The sequence below is a fragment of the Ensifer sp. ENS09 genome (assembly GCF_014852425.1).
Classification (GTDB): Bacteria; Pseudomonadota; Alphaproteobacteria; order Rhizobiales; family Rhizobiaceae; genus Ensifer.
The window spans coordinates 597,284-614,880 of record NZ_JACVBP010000002.1; the positions used below are offsets into that span (position 1 = coordinate 597,284).

16 protein-coding genes are annotated in these 17,597 nt (G+C 63.4%); 6 read left to right on the top strand and 10 right to left on the bottom strand.

Annotated features, from left to right (window positions below):
- Positions 1-103 precede the first annotated feature (103 nt).
- The 5 genes from IB267_RS11085 (at position 104) to IB267_RS11105 (ending at position 6,882) form a co-directional block, all read left to right on the top strand.
- Positions 104-1,300 carry an MFS transporter gene (locus tag IB267_RS11085; RefSeq protein WP_043625948.1) on the top strand — a complete coding sequence of 399 codons (1,197 nt, stop codon included), beginning with the start codon at positions 104-106 and terminating at the stop codon, positions 1,298-1,300.
- Positions 1,301-1,473: 173 nt separating this feature from the next.
- Positions 1,474-2,514 (top strand): spermidine/putrescine ABC transporter substrate-binding protein, encoded by a 1,041-nt coding sequence (locus tag IB267_RS11090; RefSeq protein ID WP_192447618.1) that lies wholly within the window; start codon positions 1,474-1,476, stop codon positions 2,512-2,514.
- Complete coding sequence (locus IB267_RS11095; protein ID WP_192447619.1) at positions 2,511-4,880, top strand: GGDEF domain-containing phosphodiesterase; 2,370 nt, start codon at positions 2,511-2,513, stop codon at positions 4,878-4,880. The genes IB267_RS11090 and IB267_RS11095 overlap by 4 nt, the downstream gene beginning before the upstream one ends.
- A 106-nt stretch (positions 4,881-4,986) precedes the next feature.
- Positions 4,987-6,258 (top strand): phosphoribosylamine--glycine ligase, encoded by a 1,272-nt coding sequence (gene purD, locus IB267_RS11100; protein WP_192447620.1) that lies wholly within the window; start codon positions 4,987-4,989, stop codon positions 6,256-6,258.
- Between the two features lie 105 nt (positions 6,259-6,363).
- Positions 6,364-6,882 carry a plant virulence effector HPE1-like domain-containing protein gene (locus tag IB267_RS11105; RefSeq protein ID WP_192447621.1) on the top strand — a complete coding sequence of 173 codons (519 nt, stop codon included), beginning with the start codon at positions 6,364-6,366 and terminating at the stop codon, positions 6,880-6,882.
- 116 nt (positions 6,883-6,998) lie between these two features.
- Here IB267_RS11105 and IB267_RS11110 read toward each other — a convergent pair whose 3' ends face one another.
- From IB267_RS11110 to IB267_RS11135, 6 genes are all read right to left on the bottom strand, one after another.
- Entirely contained in the window at positions 6,999-7,502 is a 504-nt protein-coding gene (locus IB267_RS11110; protein WP_192447622.1) for a DUF523 domain-containing protein, read from the bottom strand.
- A 63-nt stretch (positions 7,503-7,565) separates the two neighbouring features.
- Complete coding sequence (locus tag IB267_RS11115; RefSeq protein WP_192447623.1) at positions 7,566-7,946, bottom strand: cupin domain-containing protein; 381 nt, start codon at positions 7,944-7,946, stop codon at positions 7,566-7,568.
- Between the two features lie 112 nt (positions 7,947-8,058).
- Positions 8,059-10,224, bottom strand: a complete 2,166-nt coding sequence (gene glyS / locus IB267_RS11120) for a glycine--tRNA ligase subunit beta (protein WP_192447624.1) — start codon at positions 10,222-10,224, stop codon at positions 8,059-8,061.
- Positions 10,225-10,336: 112 nt separating this feature from the next.
- On the bottom strand, positions 10,337-12,277 hold the full coding sequence (locus IB267_RS11125) for a DUF2207 domain-containing protein (RefSeq protein WP_192448302.1): 1,941 nt from the start codon (positions 12,275-12,277) through the stop codon (positions 10,337-10,339).
- A 109-nt stretch (positions 12,278-12,386) separates the two neighbouring features.
- Positions 12,387-13,658 (bottom strand): 3-phosphoshikimate 1-carboxyvinyltransferase, encoded by a 1,272-nt coding sequence (locus IB267_RS11130; RefSeq protein WP_192447625.1) that lies wholly within the window; start codon positions 13,656-13,658, stop codon positions 12,387-12,389.
- 72 nt (positions 13,659-13,730) lie between these two features.
- Positions 13,731-14,279: a LemA family protein gene (locus IB267_RS11135; RefSeq protein ID WP_192447626.1), complete on the bottom strand. Its 549-nt coding sequence runs from the start codon at positions 14,277-14,279 to the stop codon at positions 13,731-13,733.
- A gap of 247 nt (positions 14,280-14,526) precedes the next feature.
- Between IB267_RS11135 and IB267_RS11140 the strand changes: the two genes are divergently transcribed.
- Positions 14,527-14,724, top strand: a complete 198-nt coding sequence (locus IB267_RS11140; protein ID WP_043621007.1) for a hypothetical protein — start codon at positions 14,527-14,529, stop codon at positions 14,722-14,724.
- Here the strand turns inward: IB267_RS11140 and IB267_RS11145 are convergent.
- The 4 genes from IB267_RS11145 to IB267_RS11160 form a co-directional block, all read right to left on the bottom strand.
- Positions 14,717-15,283, bottom strand: coding sequence for an AAA family ATPase (locus IB267_RS11145; protein ID WP_192447627.1), 567 nt, complete (start codon positions 15,281-15,283; stop codon positions 14,717-14,719). The two genes, IB267_RS11140 and IB267_RS11145, sit on opposite strands and share 8 nt — an antisense overlap.
- A complete protein-coding gene (locus IB267_RS11150; protein ID WP_192447628.1) occupies positions 15,280-16,236 on the bottom strand; it encodes a glycine--tRNA ligase subunit alpha in 957 nt (318 codons plus the stop codon). Before IB267_RS11150 ends, IB267_RS11145 begins: the two co-directional genes overlap by 4 nt.
- A 125-nt stretch (positions 16,237-16,361) precedes the next feature.
- Positions 16,362-16,553, bottom strand: coding sequence for a hypothetical protein (locus IB267_RS11155; RefSeq protein ID WP_192447629.1), 192 nt, complete (start codon positions 16,551-16,553; stop codon positions 16,362-16,364).
- Between the two features lie 34 nt (positions 16,554-16,587).
- On the bottom strand, positions 16,588-17,454 hold the full coding sequence (locus tag IB267_RS11160; protein WP_192447630.1) for a S49 family peptidase: 867 nt from the start codon (positions 17,452-17,454) through the stop codon (positions 16,588-16,590).
- Positions 17,455-17,597 lie beyond the last annotated feature (143 nt).

Consider the following 17,597-nt stretch of genomic DNA (forward strand, 5'->3'; position numbering starts at 1 on the left):
ACTCACGAAAGAAATCGACCAGATCACAAAAGCAGGCCAATCGCAACCTCAGTAGAGATGGGGCCACGCCGCACACAACCTTCGAGACGGCAAGGAATCACCCATGTCTACCGTGACTTCAACTTCCGGGATCTCCCCGGAGAAGACGGCTTTCTCCGTCATCCTCGCCGTCAGCTTCTGCCATATGCTGAACGACATCATGCAGTCGCTGCTGACCGCGCTTTATCCGCTGCTGAAGGCGAATTACTCGCTCGACTTCGTGCAGATCGGCCTCCTGACCTTTACCTTCCAGCTGACGGCATCGATGCTGCAGCCGGCCGTCGGCATCATCACCGACCGCTGGGCCCTGCCCTATTCCCTGCCGCTCGCCATGCTCTCGACCTGCAGCGGCCTGATCCTGCTCGCCAACGCCCATGACTTCTGGGTTCTTCTGGTTGCTGCCAGCCTGATCGGCGTCGGCTCGGCGATCTTCCATCCGGAATCGTCCCGCATCGCCCGCCTTGCCTCGGGCGGTCGCCACGGCCTTGCCCAATCGCTGTTCCAGGTAGGCGGCAATGCCGGTAGCGCCATGGGTCCGCTGCTCGCCGCCTTCATCGTCATCCCGTTCGGCCAGGGCAGCCTCAGCTGGTTCTCGATCGTCGCGATCATCGGCTTCTTCGTGCTCTCCTGGGTCAGCACCTGGTATGTCCGCCATCGCCGCACGACCATGAGCCGCGCAGCCCCGAGCCGGGCCCTGCCCCTGCCGAAGGGCCGGGTGATGTGGGCGGTTGCCGTGCTCGTGCTTTTGACGGCCACCAAGAATGTCTACATGGCGAGCATCTCCAGCTACTTCACCTTCTTCGTCATCGAGAAATTCGGCGTCGAGGTGCAGCAGGCGCAGCTGATGCTGTTCCTGTTCCTGGGTGCTGCCGCAGCCGGAACCTTCCTCGGCGGCCCGATCGGCGACCGTTACGGCGCCCGCTTCGTCATCTGGTTCTCGATCCTCGGCGTCATCCCCTTCGCCTTGATTCTGCCCTATGCGAACCTCTTCTGGACCTGCGTGCTCTCCGTCATTATCGGCCTGATCTTCTCCTCGGCCTTCTCGGCGATCGTCGTCTTCGCCCAGGAGCTGGTTCCCGGTCGCGTCGGACTGATTGCCGGCGTCTTCTTCGGGTTCGCCTTCGGTTTCGGCGGTATGGGCGCTGCCGTACTCGGCATCTTCGCCGACCGGCAGGGCATCGAGTTCGTCTACACGATCTGCTCCTATCTGCCGCTGCTCGGCGTGCTCACCATCCTCCTGCCGAGGATCCCGGCACGATAAAAGATCAGGCAGAAAGACCTGGAAAATCGGACCGGGCGCCGCCATGCGGCGCCCGGTTTCCGTTTCTCGAAAGACACAGCCATCGCCACCCCGCGGCCGCGCGCAGCCCTACGTAATCATTCATAAATTTTTGCGCGCTACGGTCGTCTGACGGGCTTGGGCAGGGGTATACAATGCAGGGGCGAACGGCGATTCCGGCCTTATTGGCGACGTTGCTATTCGCAACGGCGGCACCGGCCGAGACCCTGAACCTGCTCATCTGGGAATCCTATATCGACCAGAAGATCCTCGACCGCTGGTCGTCGATCACGGGCGTTGCGGTGCACCAGGTCTATTACGACAGCGGCGATACCCGCGACGAGGTGCTGGCCGATCCGAACAGCCGCGTCGACCTGGTGGTAACCGGCGAAAACAGCGCCGCCCTCTTCGGCCGCAAGGGCGTTCTCGAAAAGCTCGACGAGACCAACGTCGCCTCGCTCAGGGACTACGACGAAAGCTGGCGCACGCGCTGCTCCGGCCGGGGCCTGCCCTATCTCTGGGGCACGATGGGCATTCTCTACCGCTCCGACGTGTTATCCGAAGCACCGACCTCCTGGCAGGATCTGATGCGCCCTGCCCCTGCGCTTTCCAAGCATGTGGCTATGTACGACGACCACAACGAAGCCTTCGTCGCGCCGTTGATGCTGCTCGGCCAATCGATCAACACCAACGACAGCAGCACGCTGAGGGCCGCCTTCACGCTGATGAAGGAACAGGCCCCTTCCGTGCTCACCTACGAATACGTCATCAGCTCGATCCAGAACCCTGCCGTCAGCAAGGACATCTACATGGCGCTCGGCTACAGCGGCGACCAGCATGTCCTCAATGCCAAGGCCGGCACTCCTGGCATATGGCGTTACGTGGTTCCCAAGGAAGGCACGCTCTCCTGGCTCGACTGCATGTCCGTCGTTGCCAAATCGCAAAACAAGGATCGGGCGCTGGCGCTGCTCGACTATCTCGGCTCGCCGGGGAGTGCCGCCGCCAATGCGCTGGCGCTCAACATGCCGACGGCAAGCCGGGCAGCCCACGCACTCCTGCCGGAAGAGGTCCGCTCCGACCCGGCGATCTACCCCTCGCCCGACATTCTGGCCAAGAGCCAGTATCAACAGGAACTGTCCACAGAATCGGTGCAACTGCGCCGACGGATCATCAGCACATTGGCGAATTTCCAGTGAACCTCGGCAAACGCGCGCTCATCCTGATTTTTCCCGTGGTGCTTGCCGGCTATCTGCTGGCGGCGATCTCGGTCCACGTCACGCAGAGCCGCTCCATTCGCGCGCTCGAGCATGCCAAGCTGTCGCAGCGCCTTGAACATGCGGCCGCCGTCTTCCAGAACGAGATCGGTCGCAGCAAGGGCTTTCTCAATGCGCTCTTGAACGGCAATTCGCTGCGCCAGTACGTTTCCGAAACAGATGCGAGCTATCGCGCCAATGCGCTCGGCGTGCGGCTGCAGGAGAGCGTCAAATCGCTGCTCGACGATCCGACGGGCTATGTTTCGCTGGCACTTCTGAGTTCGGAGCTCAAGTCCGAATACTACTTCGAAAACAGCTGGGATCCGTTCGCCGAGATCGACGAGGCGCAGCTCAACCTCGCCCGCCGGCTGATCCGCGAAGACAAGCTGGCCGATTGGACCTATCTCTATGAGGCGGGCCAGAGACCGCGTATCGTCTATTCCTTCTTCCTCGACCCGATTGCCTTCACCCGGCCGTTGCCGAGCAAGAAATCGAACGCCCTGCTCGTGCAGGTCGCGATCCAGCCCGACCGCTTCCTCGACATGCAGCAGGCGCTGAAGAAGGAATACGGCTCCGACATCGCACTGCAGCCCTGGCCGTTGGCCGTGACAGACGACCTTTCGGCAAGCGTGCATCTCGGGCCCTCGCTCTACGCGACGCTCACCGTTTCGAGCGAGCATTTCGATGCGCTGATGGCGCAGCAGAAGTTCCTGCTTGCGCTCGGCGCCGTCGCCATGAGCCTTTTCTCGATCTGGCTGATCATCATGTTGATCCGCCGCTTCATCACCGATCCGATCGCCACTCTCGACGCCAATGTGATGGCCGTTATGGTGGGTGCGCGCGACGAAATCCGCGACATGGAAGAAAAGGGCGAGATCGGGCGCCTCACGGAAAACATCCGCGAATTGCACCGCCAGTCGGTGCAATCGCTGAAGCTGGTGCAGCGCAGCTCGTGGACCGATACGCTGACGGGGATCAGCAACCGCGGCCATTTCAACGCACTCGCCGCCGGCGTCGTGCGGGAGGCGATCGCGGCCGGCGAGAAGTGCAGCCTGCTGTTCATCGATATCGACAACTTCAAGTTCGTCAACGACAAGCATGGCCACGAGATCGGCGACGAACTCCTGAAGACCTTGGCGACCCGCATCGCCGAGCGGGTCGACGCGATTACCGAACGCCGCGGCCAGAAGCCGGCCATCCTCGCGCGCCTTTCGGGCGACGAATTCGCCGTGCTGGTGCGTTCGCGCCCGGGCGACGGGACAGTCCGGGAAATCTCGGGCGCCATCCTCTCGCTTTTCGAGGACGGCTTCGAAGTCTCCGACAAGCGCTATCCGGTGACCGCAAGCATCGGTGCGGCGATCTGCCCGGATGACGCCACCAACCTCACCGAGCTGATCGCGAATGCCGATGCGGCGATGTATCAGGCCAAGACCAGCGGCAAGAACCGCTCCGCCCGCTACTCGCGCGCGCTTCACGACAAGCGCACGCGGCTGCGCCAGATCCAGGACGAGTTGCGCTCGCTCGATCCGGACGAACAGTTCCACCTCGTCTACATGCCGATGGTCGATACCGAAGGCCGGGTCACCGGTTGCGAGACGCTGCTGCGCTGGTACTCGCCGGTGCTCGGCAACGTCACCCCGGACGAATTCGTGCCGATCGCCGAAAGCTCGGGGCTCTTCACCAAGATCGACTGGTGGGTGATCAACAAGGCGATGTCCGACTGCGGCCAGCTGAAGGCCCTGTTCGGCCCCGAAACCGTGCTCGCCATCAACATTTCCTCGGCCGAACTGCACTCCAAGGCGATTGCCGACCACTTCGCCGACTGCCTGCAACGGCATGGGCTGGAGGCGCGCTCGATCGAGATCGAGCTGACCGAAACCTTTGCCGTCAAGTTCAGCGACCAGCTTCGCCGCAACATCGACGCGCTCCGCCAAAACGGTTTCCGGCTTTCGATCGACGATTTCGGCGCCGGCTACACGTCCGTGCAGCAGATCATCGAATATACCGCAGATACCATCAAGCTCGACCGGGCGCTGGTATCGAACCTCACCGCGTCGCATTCCCTGCCGGTTCTGAAGGCGCTGATCGCGCTCTGCCACGCCAAGGACGTCGCGGTTGTCGGCGAAGGCATCGACACACCGGAGAAGCTCTCCATGCTGACGGCGGCCGGCTGCGACCTGTTCCAGGGCTACCTCATCAGCAAGCCGCTGCCGATCGAGGATCTGGCGATCTGGGCGCTGACACGCACCGCCCGTTATGCGCATGACGAAGCGCTGGATGAGCAACAGAGCCGCCAGGCCATCGCCTGAGAGGTGGCGATTGCGAGAATCGCCACCGGAACTCCCATTTTCCCTTGACCTTGCCGCCCTGCCGTCCTAACCGCAGCGCAACATTTTCGGTATATCGGGGGCTGCAATGAAGGTTCTTCTGATCGGATCGGGTGGGCGCGAACACGCCCTTGCATGGAAGATCGCGCAGTCGCCGAAACTGACGAAGCTCTATGCCGCACCGGGTAATCCAGGCATTGCCGAAGAAGCGGAAATCGTAGCACTCGACACGGACGACCATGCGGCCGTCGCCGACTTCTGCCGCAAGGAAGCGATCGATTTCGTCGTGGTCGGGCCTGAGGGACCGCTGGTCGCCGGTCTTGCCGACGTGCTGCGCGCTGCCGGCATCGCCGTCTTCGGCCCCTCTGCCGCCGCCGCCCAGCTCGAAGGCTCCAAGGGCTTCACCAAGGATCTCTGCGCCCGCTACGACATTCCGACCGGCGCCTATGGCCGCTTCACCGATGCGGAGAGCGCCAAGGCCTATGTTCGTGAACAGGGTGCACCGATCGTCATCAAGGCCGATGGCCTCGCCGCCGGCAAGGGTGTCACCGTCGCCATGACGCTCGACGAGGCGCTCGCCGCCGTCGACGATTGTTTCGCCGGTGCCTTTGGCGCCGCCGGCGCCGAAGTGGTGGTGGAAGCCTATCTCGACGGCGAGGAAGCAAGCTTCTTCTGCCTCTCGGACGGCAAGACGGCGCTGGCGCTGGCGTCAGCCCAGGACCACAAGCGCGTCGGTGACGGCGACACGGGGCCGAACACCGGTGGCATGGGCGCCTACTCGCCGGCCCCGGTCATGACGTCGGAGATGATCGAGCGTACGATGAAGGAAGTCATCGAACCGACGATGCGCGGCATGGCGGAAAGCGGCCATCCCTTCTCCGGCGTGTTCTTTGCCGGGCTGATGATCACCGCCAAGGGTCCGGAACTCATCGAATACAACGTCCGTTTCGGCGACCCGGAGTGCCAGGTGCTGATGATGCGGATGAAGAGCGATCTTCTGCCGCTGCTCTATGCCGCCGCGACCGGCACGCTCGCCGGCATGGCTGTGGAGTGGCGCGACGAGACGGCGTTGACCGTCGTCATGGCCTCCAAGGGCTATCCCGGCAGCTACGCGAAAAACACGCCGATCGGTGCTCTCCCCGCAGCGTCCGACACCACCAAGGTGTTCCATGCCGGCACAGCGATGAAGGAGGGGGCCCTGGTCGCAACCGGCGGCCGCGTGCTCAACATCACCGCGACGGGAACCAGCGCTGGCGCGGCCAAGGACAGAGCCTATGCGGCCCTTTCGGCCGTTTCCTGGGACAACGGCTTCTACCGGCACGATATCGGCTGGCGCGCGGTCGCACGCGAGAAGGCGTGACCGGTAGCCGGTCAATTCGCGGATCATTCTATTTTTACCAATTCTCCTGACGGGAAAGTAAGGGAGCACGCATATTCTCCCCGGTAACGATCCGGGAGAAAAACGATGCGCCTGTTGCTGATCACCACCGTCCTTGGCCTTGCCGCTGGCAATGCCGCGGCGTCGTCGATCGAAGCGATCGCTTCCGGCACGACCGACAATGCCAGCGTCTCCACGGTTTCCTGCGCCGATTGCCCGCCGCTGCAATCGCGGAAGAAGGTCACCTATGTCGTGCCGACGATTGCGACTGGCGACGAAACGATCGAGCTTAAGAAAATCAACGGCGAGATGAAGATGGTGCGCACCGAGGCCTGGCTCGGTGGTTCACCGGTGGTCTTCGTCAGCAAGCCGTCTCACGAGATGATCAAGACGGCCGAAACCGACGGCGACGCTGCAACCGTGACCGTCTCGAACATTTCGAACGACCAGAACCCGCAGGTTTCCAAGCCGGAGTTTCTTGCCATCGATCAGACAGCAAAGACCGCCGCGGTGACACCGATCGGCGCGTCCGTGGTGGCGACCCCCGCGGCAAACGAGGGCTCACAGGATTTTGATCCGTCCACCCTCGAACTTCGGCTAGACTGATCGCCTATCGGGAAAGTTCCCTGCCCCGCTCAGCCGTCCCCTGCACTAAATGGCTGACGGGCATCGCTGCAAAAGCGAGAGATTGCGCCCCTGAGAGAAGCAGGGGCGCAATCTTTTTATTTCGGGCTTTCCAATTCTTCGATCCGCGCGACCAGCGCCTCGATCTGCCTGTCCGAATAGACTTCGACGCCGTTGGCAAGCAGCAGGGCGGCCGTGACGCCCTCACCCGGATGGCGCGCGCCGGAAAAGCTGCCGTCATAAACGAAGCCCGATCCGCAGGACGGGCTGCCATCGATCAAGAGCGCGAAGCGACAGTCAGCTTGCCTGGCAAGCGAAAGCGCGTTCTCGGCCGCCTGTATGAATCCCTCGGTGACATCGCCACCGCTGATCTCCACCACCCTCGCCTTGCCGGCGAGCACATCCTTGCCGAGGGCGCCGGCGGCGATCTCGGCCGGCGGGCGTGGCACCGGCATGCCGGCCGACATTTCCGGACAGATGGTCACGAGACGGCCTTCCGCGCGCCAGCGGTCGATCGCCGGATGAACAAGCGGCTTCGACTGGCCATCATAACGAACGGCATGGCCCATGAGGCAGGCGCTGACGAGGATCTTTGCGGGCATGCCTCTCTCTACCCCGGCGCCATGCCGGTCAGCAAGTGCGATCGTGGTGCCCTGGGACAAGGATCAGATCCAGCGGTCGTTCTCCGCGGTGCGTTCGCCACCCTCGTGGCCGGTGTTGAGCGTCCCGCGCGGCTCGATCAAGAGCATCTTCACCTCTTGCTCCGCATAGGGCTTGTGCTCGACGCCCTTCGGCACGACGTACATTTCGCCGGGACCGAGCGTCACAGCCCCGTCGCGGAAGTCGATGCGCAACGTGCCCTCGAGCACGATGAAGGCTTCGTCGGTATCTTGATGATCGTGCCAGATAAAGTCGCCCTCGATGCGCACGATCTTGAACTGGTAGTCATTGAGTTCGGCAAGGACGCGCGGCTGCCACTGATCTGTGAAGAGCGAGAGTTTTTCGGCGAAATTGATCGGCTTGTAAGTCTTCGTCGCGATCGTCATCGGTTGTCTCCATCTTGTGTGATGGAGACAGGATATAGGTCGCCGGGCAGCGAGCCGCTTGAACGTTTGTGCGCGGGCGTGATGCCGCCGGTCTCCCGGCGGCGATTCCGCCTTACCCGACGATCTTCGAGAAGTCCGCGACCGTGCCGGTGGCCGAACGGATCAGGCCGAGCAGCGCCAGGCGGTTGGCGCGGATTGCCGCATCGTCGTCATTGACGAGCACGTCGTTGAAGAACTGGTCGACCGGTTCGCGCAACTTGGCCAACGCTTCCATGGCCGAACGGAAGTCTTCCTTGGCGATCGCATCGCGTGCTTCAGCCGAAGCAATTTCGACGGCCTGGTGCAGCGCCTTTTCGGCATCGAGACGGAAGAGGCCGGCATCGACGGCGTCGGCGACGGCAGTGCCCTTCTTCTCTTCGGCGGCCAGGATCTGGGTGGCGCGTTTGGTGCCGGCCAAGAGGTTGCGGCCTTCCTCGTCGGTGATGAAGGCGGTCAGCGCTTCAACGCGACGGGCGATCATCAGCAGGTCGTCGGCGTCCGGCGTCAGCACGGCGTCGATCAGGTCGTGACGGGCGCCGAGGTCGCGCAGGTAGACCTTGAGGCGATCATGGAAGAAGGAGAGCAGATCGGCCGAAACGTCGTCCGCAAGCGCCGGCTTCTGCGCGCGAAGGGCGGCGAGCGCCGTTTCGAAAGCGGGCAACAGTGCCAGGCGCGCCTTGCCTTCCAGGATAAGACGGATGACGCCGAGTGCTGCGCGGCGCAGCGCGAAGGGGTCCTTCGAGCCGGTCGGCTTTTCGTCGATCGCCCAGAAGCCGACGAGCGTGTCGAGTTTGTCGGCAAGCGCGACGGTCACTGCAACCGGATCGGTCGGCGCGCGGTCCGAGGGACCGTTCGGCTTCCAGTGATCTTCGATCGCCGTCGCCACTGCGTCGTCTTCACCCTGAAGCAATGCATACTTGCGACCCATGATGCCCTGAAGTTCGGGGAATTCGCCGACGGCTTCAGTGCGCAGGTCCGCCTTGGCGAGCACGACCGCGCGGTCGACGAGCTTCACGTCGGCACCGGTCACCTTGGCGAGTTCACCGGCCAGCGCCCGAATGCGGGCGACGCGCTCGCCCTGGGTGCCGAGCTTGGCATGGAAGGTGACGTTCAGCGCATCGAGCTTGGCCATGCGCTGGTCGAGCGGCTTGGCGAGATCAAGATTGAACGTCTTCGCCGATGCTGCCAGCGTTTCGAGGTCCGGCAGGTTGCCCTGGTCGCGGTGCCAGAAGTGCGCTGCGTCCGACAGGCGGGCGCGCACGACCTTGCCGTTGCCGTGCACGATCTCCTTGCCGCCGTCCTTCGCCTCGATGTTCGAGACCAGAATGAACTTGTTGGAGAGCGTCTCGGCACCGGGTGCGCGGGTAACGAAGCACTTCTGGTTGGTCTTGATCGTCAGCCGGATGATTTCCGAGGGGATTTCGAGATAGGCTTCTTCGAAGCTGCCCATCAGCACCTGCGGCCATTCGACGAGGCCGGAGACTTCTTCGAGCAGGCCTTCGTCTTCGACGAGTTCGAGGCCGTTGGCGAAGGCGACGTTGCGCGCGTCGGCAAGGATCATTTCCTTGCGGCGCTCGCCATCGAGAACGACCTTCGCCTTTTCCAGCTTCTCGGCATAGTCGGCAAAGCGGCGAACCGTGATCGCTTCCGGTGCATGGAAGCGGTGACCATAGGTGACGTTGGAGGCGACGATGCCGTCGACTTCAAACGCAATCACTTGGGTCTCTTCGGTTTCAGATCCGAAGGTGCAGACGATGGACTGCAGCGGGCGGACCCAGCGCAAGGCACCGGGCTTGGCCGAGGCCACGCCGGAACGCATCGGCTTCGGCCAGGGGAAATTGCGGATGATATCCGGCATCGCCTCGGCGATGATCTCTTCGGCGGGGCGGCCCGGCTTGACGATATGGGCGACGTAGAAGTCGCCCTTCTTCGGGTCGCTATGGACATGCGCCTCGCTGATCGAGGAAAGGCCGGCGCCGCGAAGGAAACCTTCGATCGCCTTCTCGTTGGCGTCGGTGCGCGGGCCCTTGCGCTCTTCGCGAACATCGGCGGAGCGGGCGTTGAGGCCACGGATGTCGAGCGTCAGCCGGCGCGGCGTCCAGTACTCGCGCGCGCCCTCATAGGTCAGACCCGCCTCGACCAGGGCATCGGTCAGCAGCTTCTTGAGGTCGCCGGCCGCCTTGCGCTGCAGGCGGGCAGGAATTTCCTCGGAGCGGAGTTCGATAAGAAGATCGGGCATGGGAGTGACTTTTTCTGTTCCTGACGGTTGCGGCGGACTTAGCAATCTCTGGCAAGATTGTCACCAAGCGCCGCGATGAATTTGGCTTTCCAAGGGCAAGTGCGCGGCGGATTTACCAGCCGCCGCCACCACCACCGCCACCGCCGCCGCCGGAGAAGCCGCCGCCGGTCGAAAAGCCCGACGATGACGACTTGGGCGGGGGCGGCAGGGAGGACGTCATCGTGTCGGCCATGGATCCGGCAAAACCGCCGATGCGATCGCCGAAGGTGCTCGAGCCGAAGCCGTCACCGTGATACCAGCTCGGCTGATAAGCGGCGGCCGCAGCCGCCCCAGCCGCCGCGGCCAGCAGCCAGCGATCGAAGGTCTCGGTCCACGGCTTTTCGACGCCGAGCGCCACGGCGTAAGGGAGCAGCGCCTCGAAATGCTGGGGCGACATTTCGGGCGCCCCCTGCATGTTCATGCGGTCCTTTTCGGCGAGCGTCATGTATTGCCGGAGCCCGTCGATACCATCCATCATCCGCGTTCCGAGCGGCGTCGGCGCACCCATCAGGAAGAAGAACAGCACGTTGATGAGCACGATCGCGCCGATCACGAAGAGCAGCGGCAATTCGTCGGTTTCGGCTGCCGAATAGAAGACGGCCGCAAGGATGGTCGAGAAGATGGTGAAGGCGACGAAACCGATGAAGGCGACCACGACGATCGAGATCATCCGGCTCATCAGGCTCCTCTCGCGACGAAGCGACTTGCCGAAGGAGACGGCGAGGATCGAGACGAAGAAAGCGATGAAAACCGGAACGATCACGAGCGGCAGGCTGTCCTCGCTGAGATCCCCGAACAGGAAGACGGCCGCAACCGCCAATACCGACAGGATGACGCCGGCGACGATGTAACCGCTGTTGGCGTGGTAGTACTTGCCGCGATGCTCGCGCTCCATAGCGTTGCGGAAATCGGCGCCGGTCGCCTGCACCCGGGTGCCATGCGCGCGGTCGATGGTGAGCTTGCCGCCGCTCGCATTGACCGCCTTCATCACCGCCGCCTCGCCGGTCGACAGCTTTTCGTCGGCTTTTTTGCCGGTGGCGGCAATGACGATGGCGTTCTTAAGGTCTTCGAGAACGACGTGGCCCTTGACCGCGAGATTGAGTGCTGCCGCCGACAGCGCCGTCCAACCCTCACCGGAAAAGCCCTTGTTGTCGATATAGTTGACCAGCGCCGGCGAGATGCCCTCCGGTGGATCCCAGCGCGGCACCACGACGCCGCGGTCCGGGTCACGCCCGACCCTGAGCCAGGCCTGGCTATAGTAGAGAAGGACGACGGCCAGGCCTGCGCCGGCGATAACGAGCGCCAGATGGTCGTGCAGCCACCAGGCATTCTCCTGGCTGGAGGTGGGCCTGTCGATGCTGCCCTTCGGCATTTTGATCGCGATCGTCAAGCCTTCGCGGGGATCGAGACGGCGGGTGGTGGCAAAGAAGATCTCACTGCCATCCCTGGAGGCGCGCGCATCCTTGCCGGTCGCGCCATAGCCGCCCGTGAAGTAGTCGAGCGCTTCGGCCCTGACGCCCTGCGGCAACGTCACGGTCGCGCTCGCCTCGTCGATCGGGAAATCCCACTCGGTGCCGGTGACGTTCCAATAGAGTTCGTCGTGATCGTCGAAGAAGCGGATCTGCCGGCCGGTTTCGTAGGTGAACTGGAAGGTATGCTCGCCCCGCTCCAGAAAGACCTCCGCCGAACCGGTATAGATGCGGATGCCGCTACTGATCGTCTCGGTGCGGTAAGGTTCCTGCTCACCGTCACGCTCCACCGAGAGCAGCTTGAAATCGACCTTGCTGCGCTTGCCCTTGGCGTCCGTGAAAGTCAAAGGCATATCGCGATAGATGCCGCGGCGGATCTTGTTGCCCTCGACCGTCGCCGTGATCGTCTCGGTCACCGTCATCGTGCCGTCCTTGGCGACATCGATGACGGAGCGATAGGCGGAGAAGACCTCCTCCGCCCGACCAACCCCCGCCGTTGCCAGCAAAAACACCAGAACGGCAAATGCGGCAGCGAAACGAGGCATAAGGATCAAGCTTTCTTCCGGTTGAGGTTCAAGGCACGAGATCGGTTCTTATGGGTGAGAGCGGGATGCGCGCGGAAACCGCAGACGCGGTCCCACATCCCGCCCGGCATCAAGGCCGGTCGTCGCTGAATTCGACGCCCAGCGAAGCGAGCGCGTCCCAATAGGCCGGATAGGTTTTCGCGACGCAGCCGGGATCTTCGATGGTGATGCCGTGGATCTTCAGGCCGGCAAGCGCAAAGCTCATGGCGATGCGATGGTCGGCAAAGGTGTCGATCGAGGCAGGCAAGGTCTGGCCGGCAAGCGTGGGATCGGAGGAGACGATCAGGTCGTCGCCTTCCTCATGTGCCAGGTCCGGCCGGATCGCCGTCAGGCCGAGCGACAGGGCACGCACGCGGTCGCATTCCTTGACGCGCAGGTTGGCGAGACCGACGAAGCGCACCGGCGTGTTGTTGAAGGCGGCAAGCACGGCGATCGTCGGGATCGCGTCCTGCATCTGCGAACCGTCGATGACGGCCGGCAGGTTCGGGAAGCTTGCGATCACCGCGTGGGCGCGGGCATCCGGCTGCGAGAAGGCGTCCGCCGGAACACCGAGATCGATGGCGCCGCCGGTCAGGACTTCCGCAGCCCAGAGATAGGTGGCCGCCGAAGCGTCCGGCTCGATGACATAGTCGGCTGCCCTGTAGCCGGTCGGCGCGACCTGCCAGACAGACGGGCTCACCTGCTCGACTTCGGCGCCGAAGGCGCGCATGGCGGCGACCGTCAAGTCGATGTAACCGCGCGCGCCGATCTCGTCGCCGGCAAGCTCGATGCTGACCGGACCTTTGGCGCCGGGGGCTGCCATCAGCAGGGCCGAGACGTACTGGCTCGAAAGGCCGGCATCGATGACGACGCGGCCGGCCGGAAAACCGCCGGTGCCCTTGACGGTGACCGGCGGGCAGCCGGTCTCGGAGGTGACTTCGACGCCGAGCGTTCCGAGTGCCTCGACCAAGGGCTTGATCGGCCGCTTGCGCATGTGCTGGTCGCCATCGACCACGACAGTGCCATCGACGAGAGCGGCTGCCGCCGTCAGGAAGCGTGTCGCGGTTCCGGCATTGCCGAGGAACAAGGGAGCTGCCGGCGGGAGCAACTTGCCCGTGCTGGTGACGACGAAGGTCGTTTCATCCGGCTCGCTGACCTCGACGCCCATCGCGCGCAAGGCTTCCGCCATGTAGCGGGTGTCGTCGCTCTTCAAGGCGCCGGTGAGCCGGCTCGTGCCCTTTGCAAGGCCGGCCAGAAGCAGCGCCCGGTTGGTGATCGACTTCGAGCCCGGCGGGCGAACATGGCCGCGGAGCGGATGGTCGGTCGGCAGGATGGTCAGTTTTTTCATGCTATCGGAGGTCATCGAATGGGTCTCTTGATGCGAATGGCGCCGCCGCGGGATCCCGCGGCGAGGAATGTTCGGGAAGCGTGGCGGTCAGAACTTGACCTGCGGCACCGCGCGATCGGCGTCGTTGGTGATTTCGAAGTAGCCGGCTTTGACGAAGCGGAAGGCGTTGGCGATCAGGTTGGACGGGAAGCTCTCGACCTTGACGTTCAGGTCACGGGCCGCACCGTTGTAGTAGCGGCGGGACATCTGGATCTCGCCCTCGATCGTTTCCAGCGAGCGCTGCAGTTCGGCGAAGTTCTCGTTGGCCTTCAGGTCCGGATAGGCTTCGGCCAGCGCAAACAGCTTGCCGAGCGCTTGGGAGAGCGCGCCTTCCGCCTGGGCCCGCCCCTCGACGTCGCCTGCTGGCACCGCCTGCGCGCGGTTGCGCATGGCAATGACTTCTTCGAACGTCGATTTTTCGTGGGCGGCGTAGCCCTTCACCGTTTCGATCAGGTTCGGGATCAGATCGGCGCGGCGCTTCAACTGCACATCGATGCCGGACCATGCCTCCTCGGCGATCTGCCGCGCCTTGACGAGACCGTTATAGACGAAAACCAGATACAGGATCACGACGACGGCGATTGCCAGACCGATCATAGGGCACCCTCCAAAAAACTCGCGCAGAGATTAGCATTCGCTTCTCAGCTTCATAGCGCTTTCTGCAGCAATCGGGCCGAGAAACGCACTCCTCCCCAATTGCGATTTGCAGCGTGAACACACTGTTCACCGCAGCAACGCCTCGCAAGGCGAAAACCTCTCGATTCCTGTTCCAATGGTAACGGCGGACCCGCCGGCGATCGGCGATAGTCGTTTCATCGAACAACCCGGAACCGAAGTGAAGACCATGAAAACGCTCGCAACTCTCATCAACGTGATCGCCTTTTCGGCGCTCTTCGTTGCCTATGCGAGCGCTCACTCGCCCGAACGGCCGGCCGGAGTTCGCCGCGCCCTGCAGACCTATTCCGGTCAAGTCTATACCGGCGCCTACCCGACGATGAAACCGTTCTGCAAGAACGACGTCGGCGCCACCCGGATCATTTGACCGCCGACCGCCCCTTGATCTGCGACACGATTGCTTCTGCCGCCTCATCTGCCCCCAGGGCAGTGACGTCGATCTCGATCAGCAGGTCGCCGTTGCCGCGCAACAGCCTGTGGGCGCGCCGCAATCCGAGGAGCACCTCGGGATCGGTGAGCTTGTGCTGCTTGGCCCGGCCCGCGCGCGTCAGCCGCTTCAAGTTTTCCTCAAGATCGCAATCGATGACGACCGCGACGAAGCGCGCACCCCGTCTTTGCGCGAGTGCTGCATAGTCTTCGAAGGCACGGGTATCTGTGGCATCGTCGGACAGCGCATCGGTGAAGACGAAGGATTGCTCGGCCGGCGCCTTGGCGATGTGCTCGAACACGCTTTCGCGGATTTCCGCGCGCAGCGACCGGTAAAGCGGCGTGCCGCGCGTAAACAGTGCTTCGGCCGGATTGATCAGCGTGTGATTGTCGGCGAGCCGCGCGCCCAGCCTTTCGGGAAGTTGGCGCGCGATCGTCAGCTTGCCGGTGCCCGGCCAGCCGTTGATGTGAACGACAAGGCCGGACGGTTCGACGCTCAAGCGGCGTCCCGGTTGAGGTTCGCGCCACCGGCGTCGGTCAACAGGAAGGCTTCGCCGCAGGCTTTGGCGAGCGTGCGTACGCGCAGGATGTAGCTCTGGCGCTCGGTGACCGAGATCACACCGCGGGCATCGAGCAGATTGAACACGTGGCTCGCCTTGATGCACTGGTCATAGGCCGGGAAGACGCACTTGTGCAGGTGGTTGTTGCTGTGGTCGCCGGGAGCGCCGGCAGCCAGCAACGCCTGGCACTCGGCCTCTGCGTCGATGAAATGCTGCTGCAGCATCGCGGTATTGGCGTATTCGAAATTGTAGCGCGAATATTCCTGTTCGGCCTGCAGGAAGACGTCGCCATAGCTGATCTTTTCGGCACCCTCGCGGCCGTTGAAGTTCAGGTCGTAGACGTTGTCGACGCCCTGCACATACATCGCCAGGCGTTCGAGACCGTAGGTCAGTTCGCCCGAGACCGGCGAGCATTCGATACCGCAGACCTGCTGGAAGTACGTGAACTGCGACACTTCCATGCCGTCGCACCAGCATTCCCAGCCGAGACCCCAGGCGCCGAGCGTCGGGCTTTCCCAGTCGTCCTCGACGAAGCGGATATCGTGCAGCAGCGGGTCGAGGCCGATCGCCTCAAGCGAGCCGAGATAGAGTTCCTGCAGGTTGGACGGGTTCGGCTTCAGGATCACCTGATACTGATAGTAGTGCTGCAGGCGGTTCGGGTTTTCGCCGTAGCGGCCATCGGTCGGGCGACGCGACGGCTGGACGTAGGCCGCGCGCCAGGGACGCGGGCCGAGCGCACGCAGGGTCGTTGCCGGATGGAAGGTACCGGCGCCCACTTCCATGTCGTAGGGCTGCAGCACGGCGCAACCCTTGTCGGCCCAGTAGTTGTGGAGTGTCAGGATCAGAGCCTGAAACGAGCGCTTCGGGTTCATATGATCAGGCAGAGTGGTCATGGATCGCGTCCGGATTTCTTCTGGAAAATGTGCCGGACAGGTGCCACGCCTGATGACAGGGGTCAAGCGCTACGGCAGCGGGCAGGCAAATAGACCGCCGCCACACTGACGCGTTCAGAACGCCCTCACTCGCCGTCGCGCTTCAGCCTGTATTCGCCGGTTTCCGGATCCTTTACCAATGTTCCCTGGGCCCCGGTCTGCTCCTCGCGGCGCGCCCGCTCGCGCTGGCGCGTCAGCTTCTGGGCATCCGCCACGAACTTGCGATAGCCGAGCCAGAAGACGAAACCTGCGATCAGGAGCAGGATGAGTTGCGGCATTTTCCCTCCAAGGACATGTCAGGCCGGGCAGGCATCAAAGCCCGAACCGGGCCCACAATGCCCTTTCCTCGATGGCTTCGGCAAGTCCCGCCGCTGCGGAAGCGGCCAATGGAGCGGCGATCGCGCCGGCGACGGCCGCACCGCTCTGCCGGCGGCCGAAAAGGCTGCGCACCGGATGGATGAGTTCGAGGCGCGCCTTGTCGCCATAGCGCTTCTTCACCTCGCCGCGCAGATCGCCAAGCCCGTCGATGATGCCGAGCTCCAGCCCGCGCCGACCGGTCCAGAAAAGACCGGAAAAGATATCGGGATCGTCGGCGAGCAGCTGGCCGCGGCGGGCCTTGACCATCTGGATGAAGGTATCATGGATATCGAGCTGCAGGTTCTTCAGGAAAGCGATGTCGTTTTCCTTTTCCGGCTGGAACGGATCCAGCATCACCTTGTTTTCGCCGGCGGTATAGACACGCCGCTCGACGCCGATCTTCTTCAGGAGTTCCGGAAAACCGAAGCCGCCGGAGACAACACCAATCGAGCCGACGATCGAGGTCGGATCGGCGATGATCTCGTCGCCGGCAAGCGCGATCATGTAGCCGCCGGATGCGGCGACGTCCTCGACGAAGATCAGCACGCGCTTTTTCTTCTCAAGGGCGAGATCACGGATGCGCTGGTAGATCAGCCGCGACTGCACGGGCGAGCCACCGGGCGAATTGACGGAGATCGCAACCGCCGGCGCCTCCTTTACGGCGAAAGCCTTTTCGAGAAGCGGGGCGGCCGTTGCCAGGTTGAGCGCCGGCCGGAACTGACCGCCGCCGGCCATGATCGCGCCGTGGAGCCGGACGACGGGGATCGTCACGCCTTCCTTGCGAAAACGCTTGGGCAACAACCGTCTCAGGAACGCCTTCATTTCAACTCCTGCCTGCTGGGCCGTGCCTATGATCTTGGGCCGGAACAGCCGGAAATCATAGACTTGACCGCTTCTCATCGGCGATAAGCGGAACGCTTCGCCTCCCCTGCCCGGATCGTCGTCAGGGGCTCTTCCATGCCATG

Excerpts from the sequence above, each read along its gene's own strand:
- IB267_RS11085 (WP_043625948.1), top strand. The coding sequence starts at position 104 with ATGTCTACCGTGACTTCAACTTCCGGGATCTCCCCGGAGAAGACGGCT.
- IB267_RS11090 (WP_192447618.1), top strand. The coding sequence starts at position 1,474 with ATGCAGGGGCGAACGGCGATTCCGGCCTTATTGGCGACGTTGCTATTC.
- purD (WP_192447620.1), top strand. The coding sequence starts at position 4,987 with ATGAAGGTTCTTCTGATCGGATCGGGTGGGCGCGAACACGCCCTTGCA.
- IB267_RS11105 (WP_192447621.1), top strand. The coding sequence starts at position 6,364 with ATGCGCCTGTTGCTGATCACCACCGTCCTTGGCCTTGCCGCTGGCAAT.
- IB267_RS11110 (WP_192447622.1), bottom strand. The coding sequence starts at position 7,502 with ATGCCCGCAAAGATCCTCGTCAGCGCCTGCCTCATGGGCCATGCCGTT.
- IB267_RS11115 (WP_192447623.1), bottom strand. The coding sequence starts at position 7,946 with ATGACGATCGCGACGAAGACTTACAAGCCGATCAATTTCGCCGAAAAA.
- glyS (WP_192447624.1), bottom strand. The coding sequence starts at position 10,224 with ATGCCCGATCTTCTTATCGAACTCCGCTCCGAGGAAATTCCTGCCCGC.
- IB267_RS11125 (WP_192448302.1), bottom strand. The coding sequence starts at position 12,277 with ATGCCTCGTTTCGCTGCCGCATTTGCCGTTCTGGTGTTTTTGCTGGCA.
- IB267_RS11130 (WP_192447625.1), bottom strand. The coding sequence starts at position 13,658 with ATGACCTCCGATAGCATGAAAAAACTGACCATCCTGCCGACCGACCAT.
- IB267_RS11135 (WP_192447626.1), bottom strand. The coding sequence starts at position 14,279 with ATGATCGGTCTGGCAATCGCCGTCGTCGTGATCCTGTATCTGGTTTTC.
- IB267_RS11140 (WP_043621007.1), top strand. The coding sequence starts at position 14,527 with ATGAAAACGCTCGCAACTCTCATCAACGTGATCGCCTTTTCGGCGCTC.
- IB267_RS11150 (WP_192447628.1), bottom strand. The coding sequence starts at position 16,236 with ATGACCACTCTGCCTGATCATATGAACCCGAAGCGCTCGTTTCAGGCT.
- IB267_RS11155 (WP_192447629.1), bottom strand. The coding sequence starts at position 16,553 with ATGCCGCAACTCATCCTGCTCCTGATCGCAGGTTTCGTCTTCTGGCTC.
- IB267_RS11160 (WP_192447630.1), bottom strand. The coding sequence starts at position 17,454 with ATGAAGGCGTTCCTGAGACGGTTGTTGCCCAAGCGTTTTCGCAAGGAA.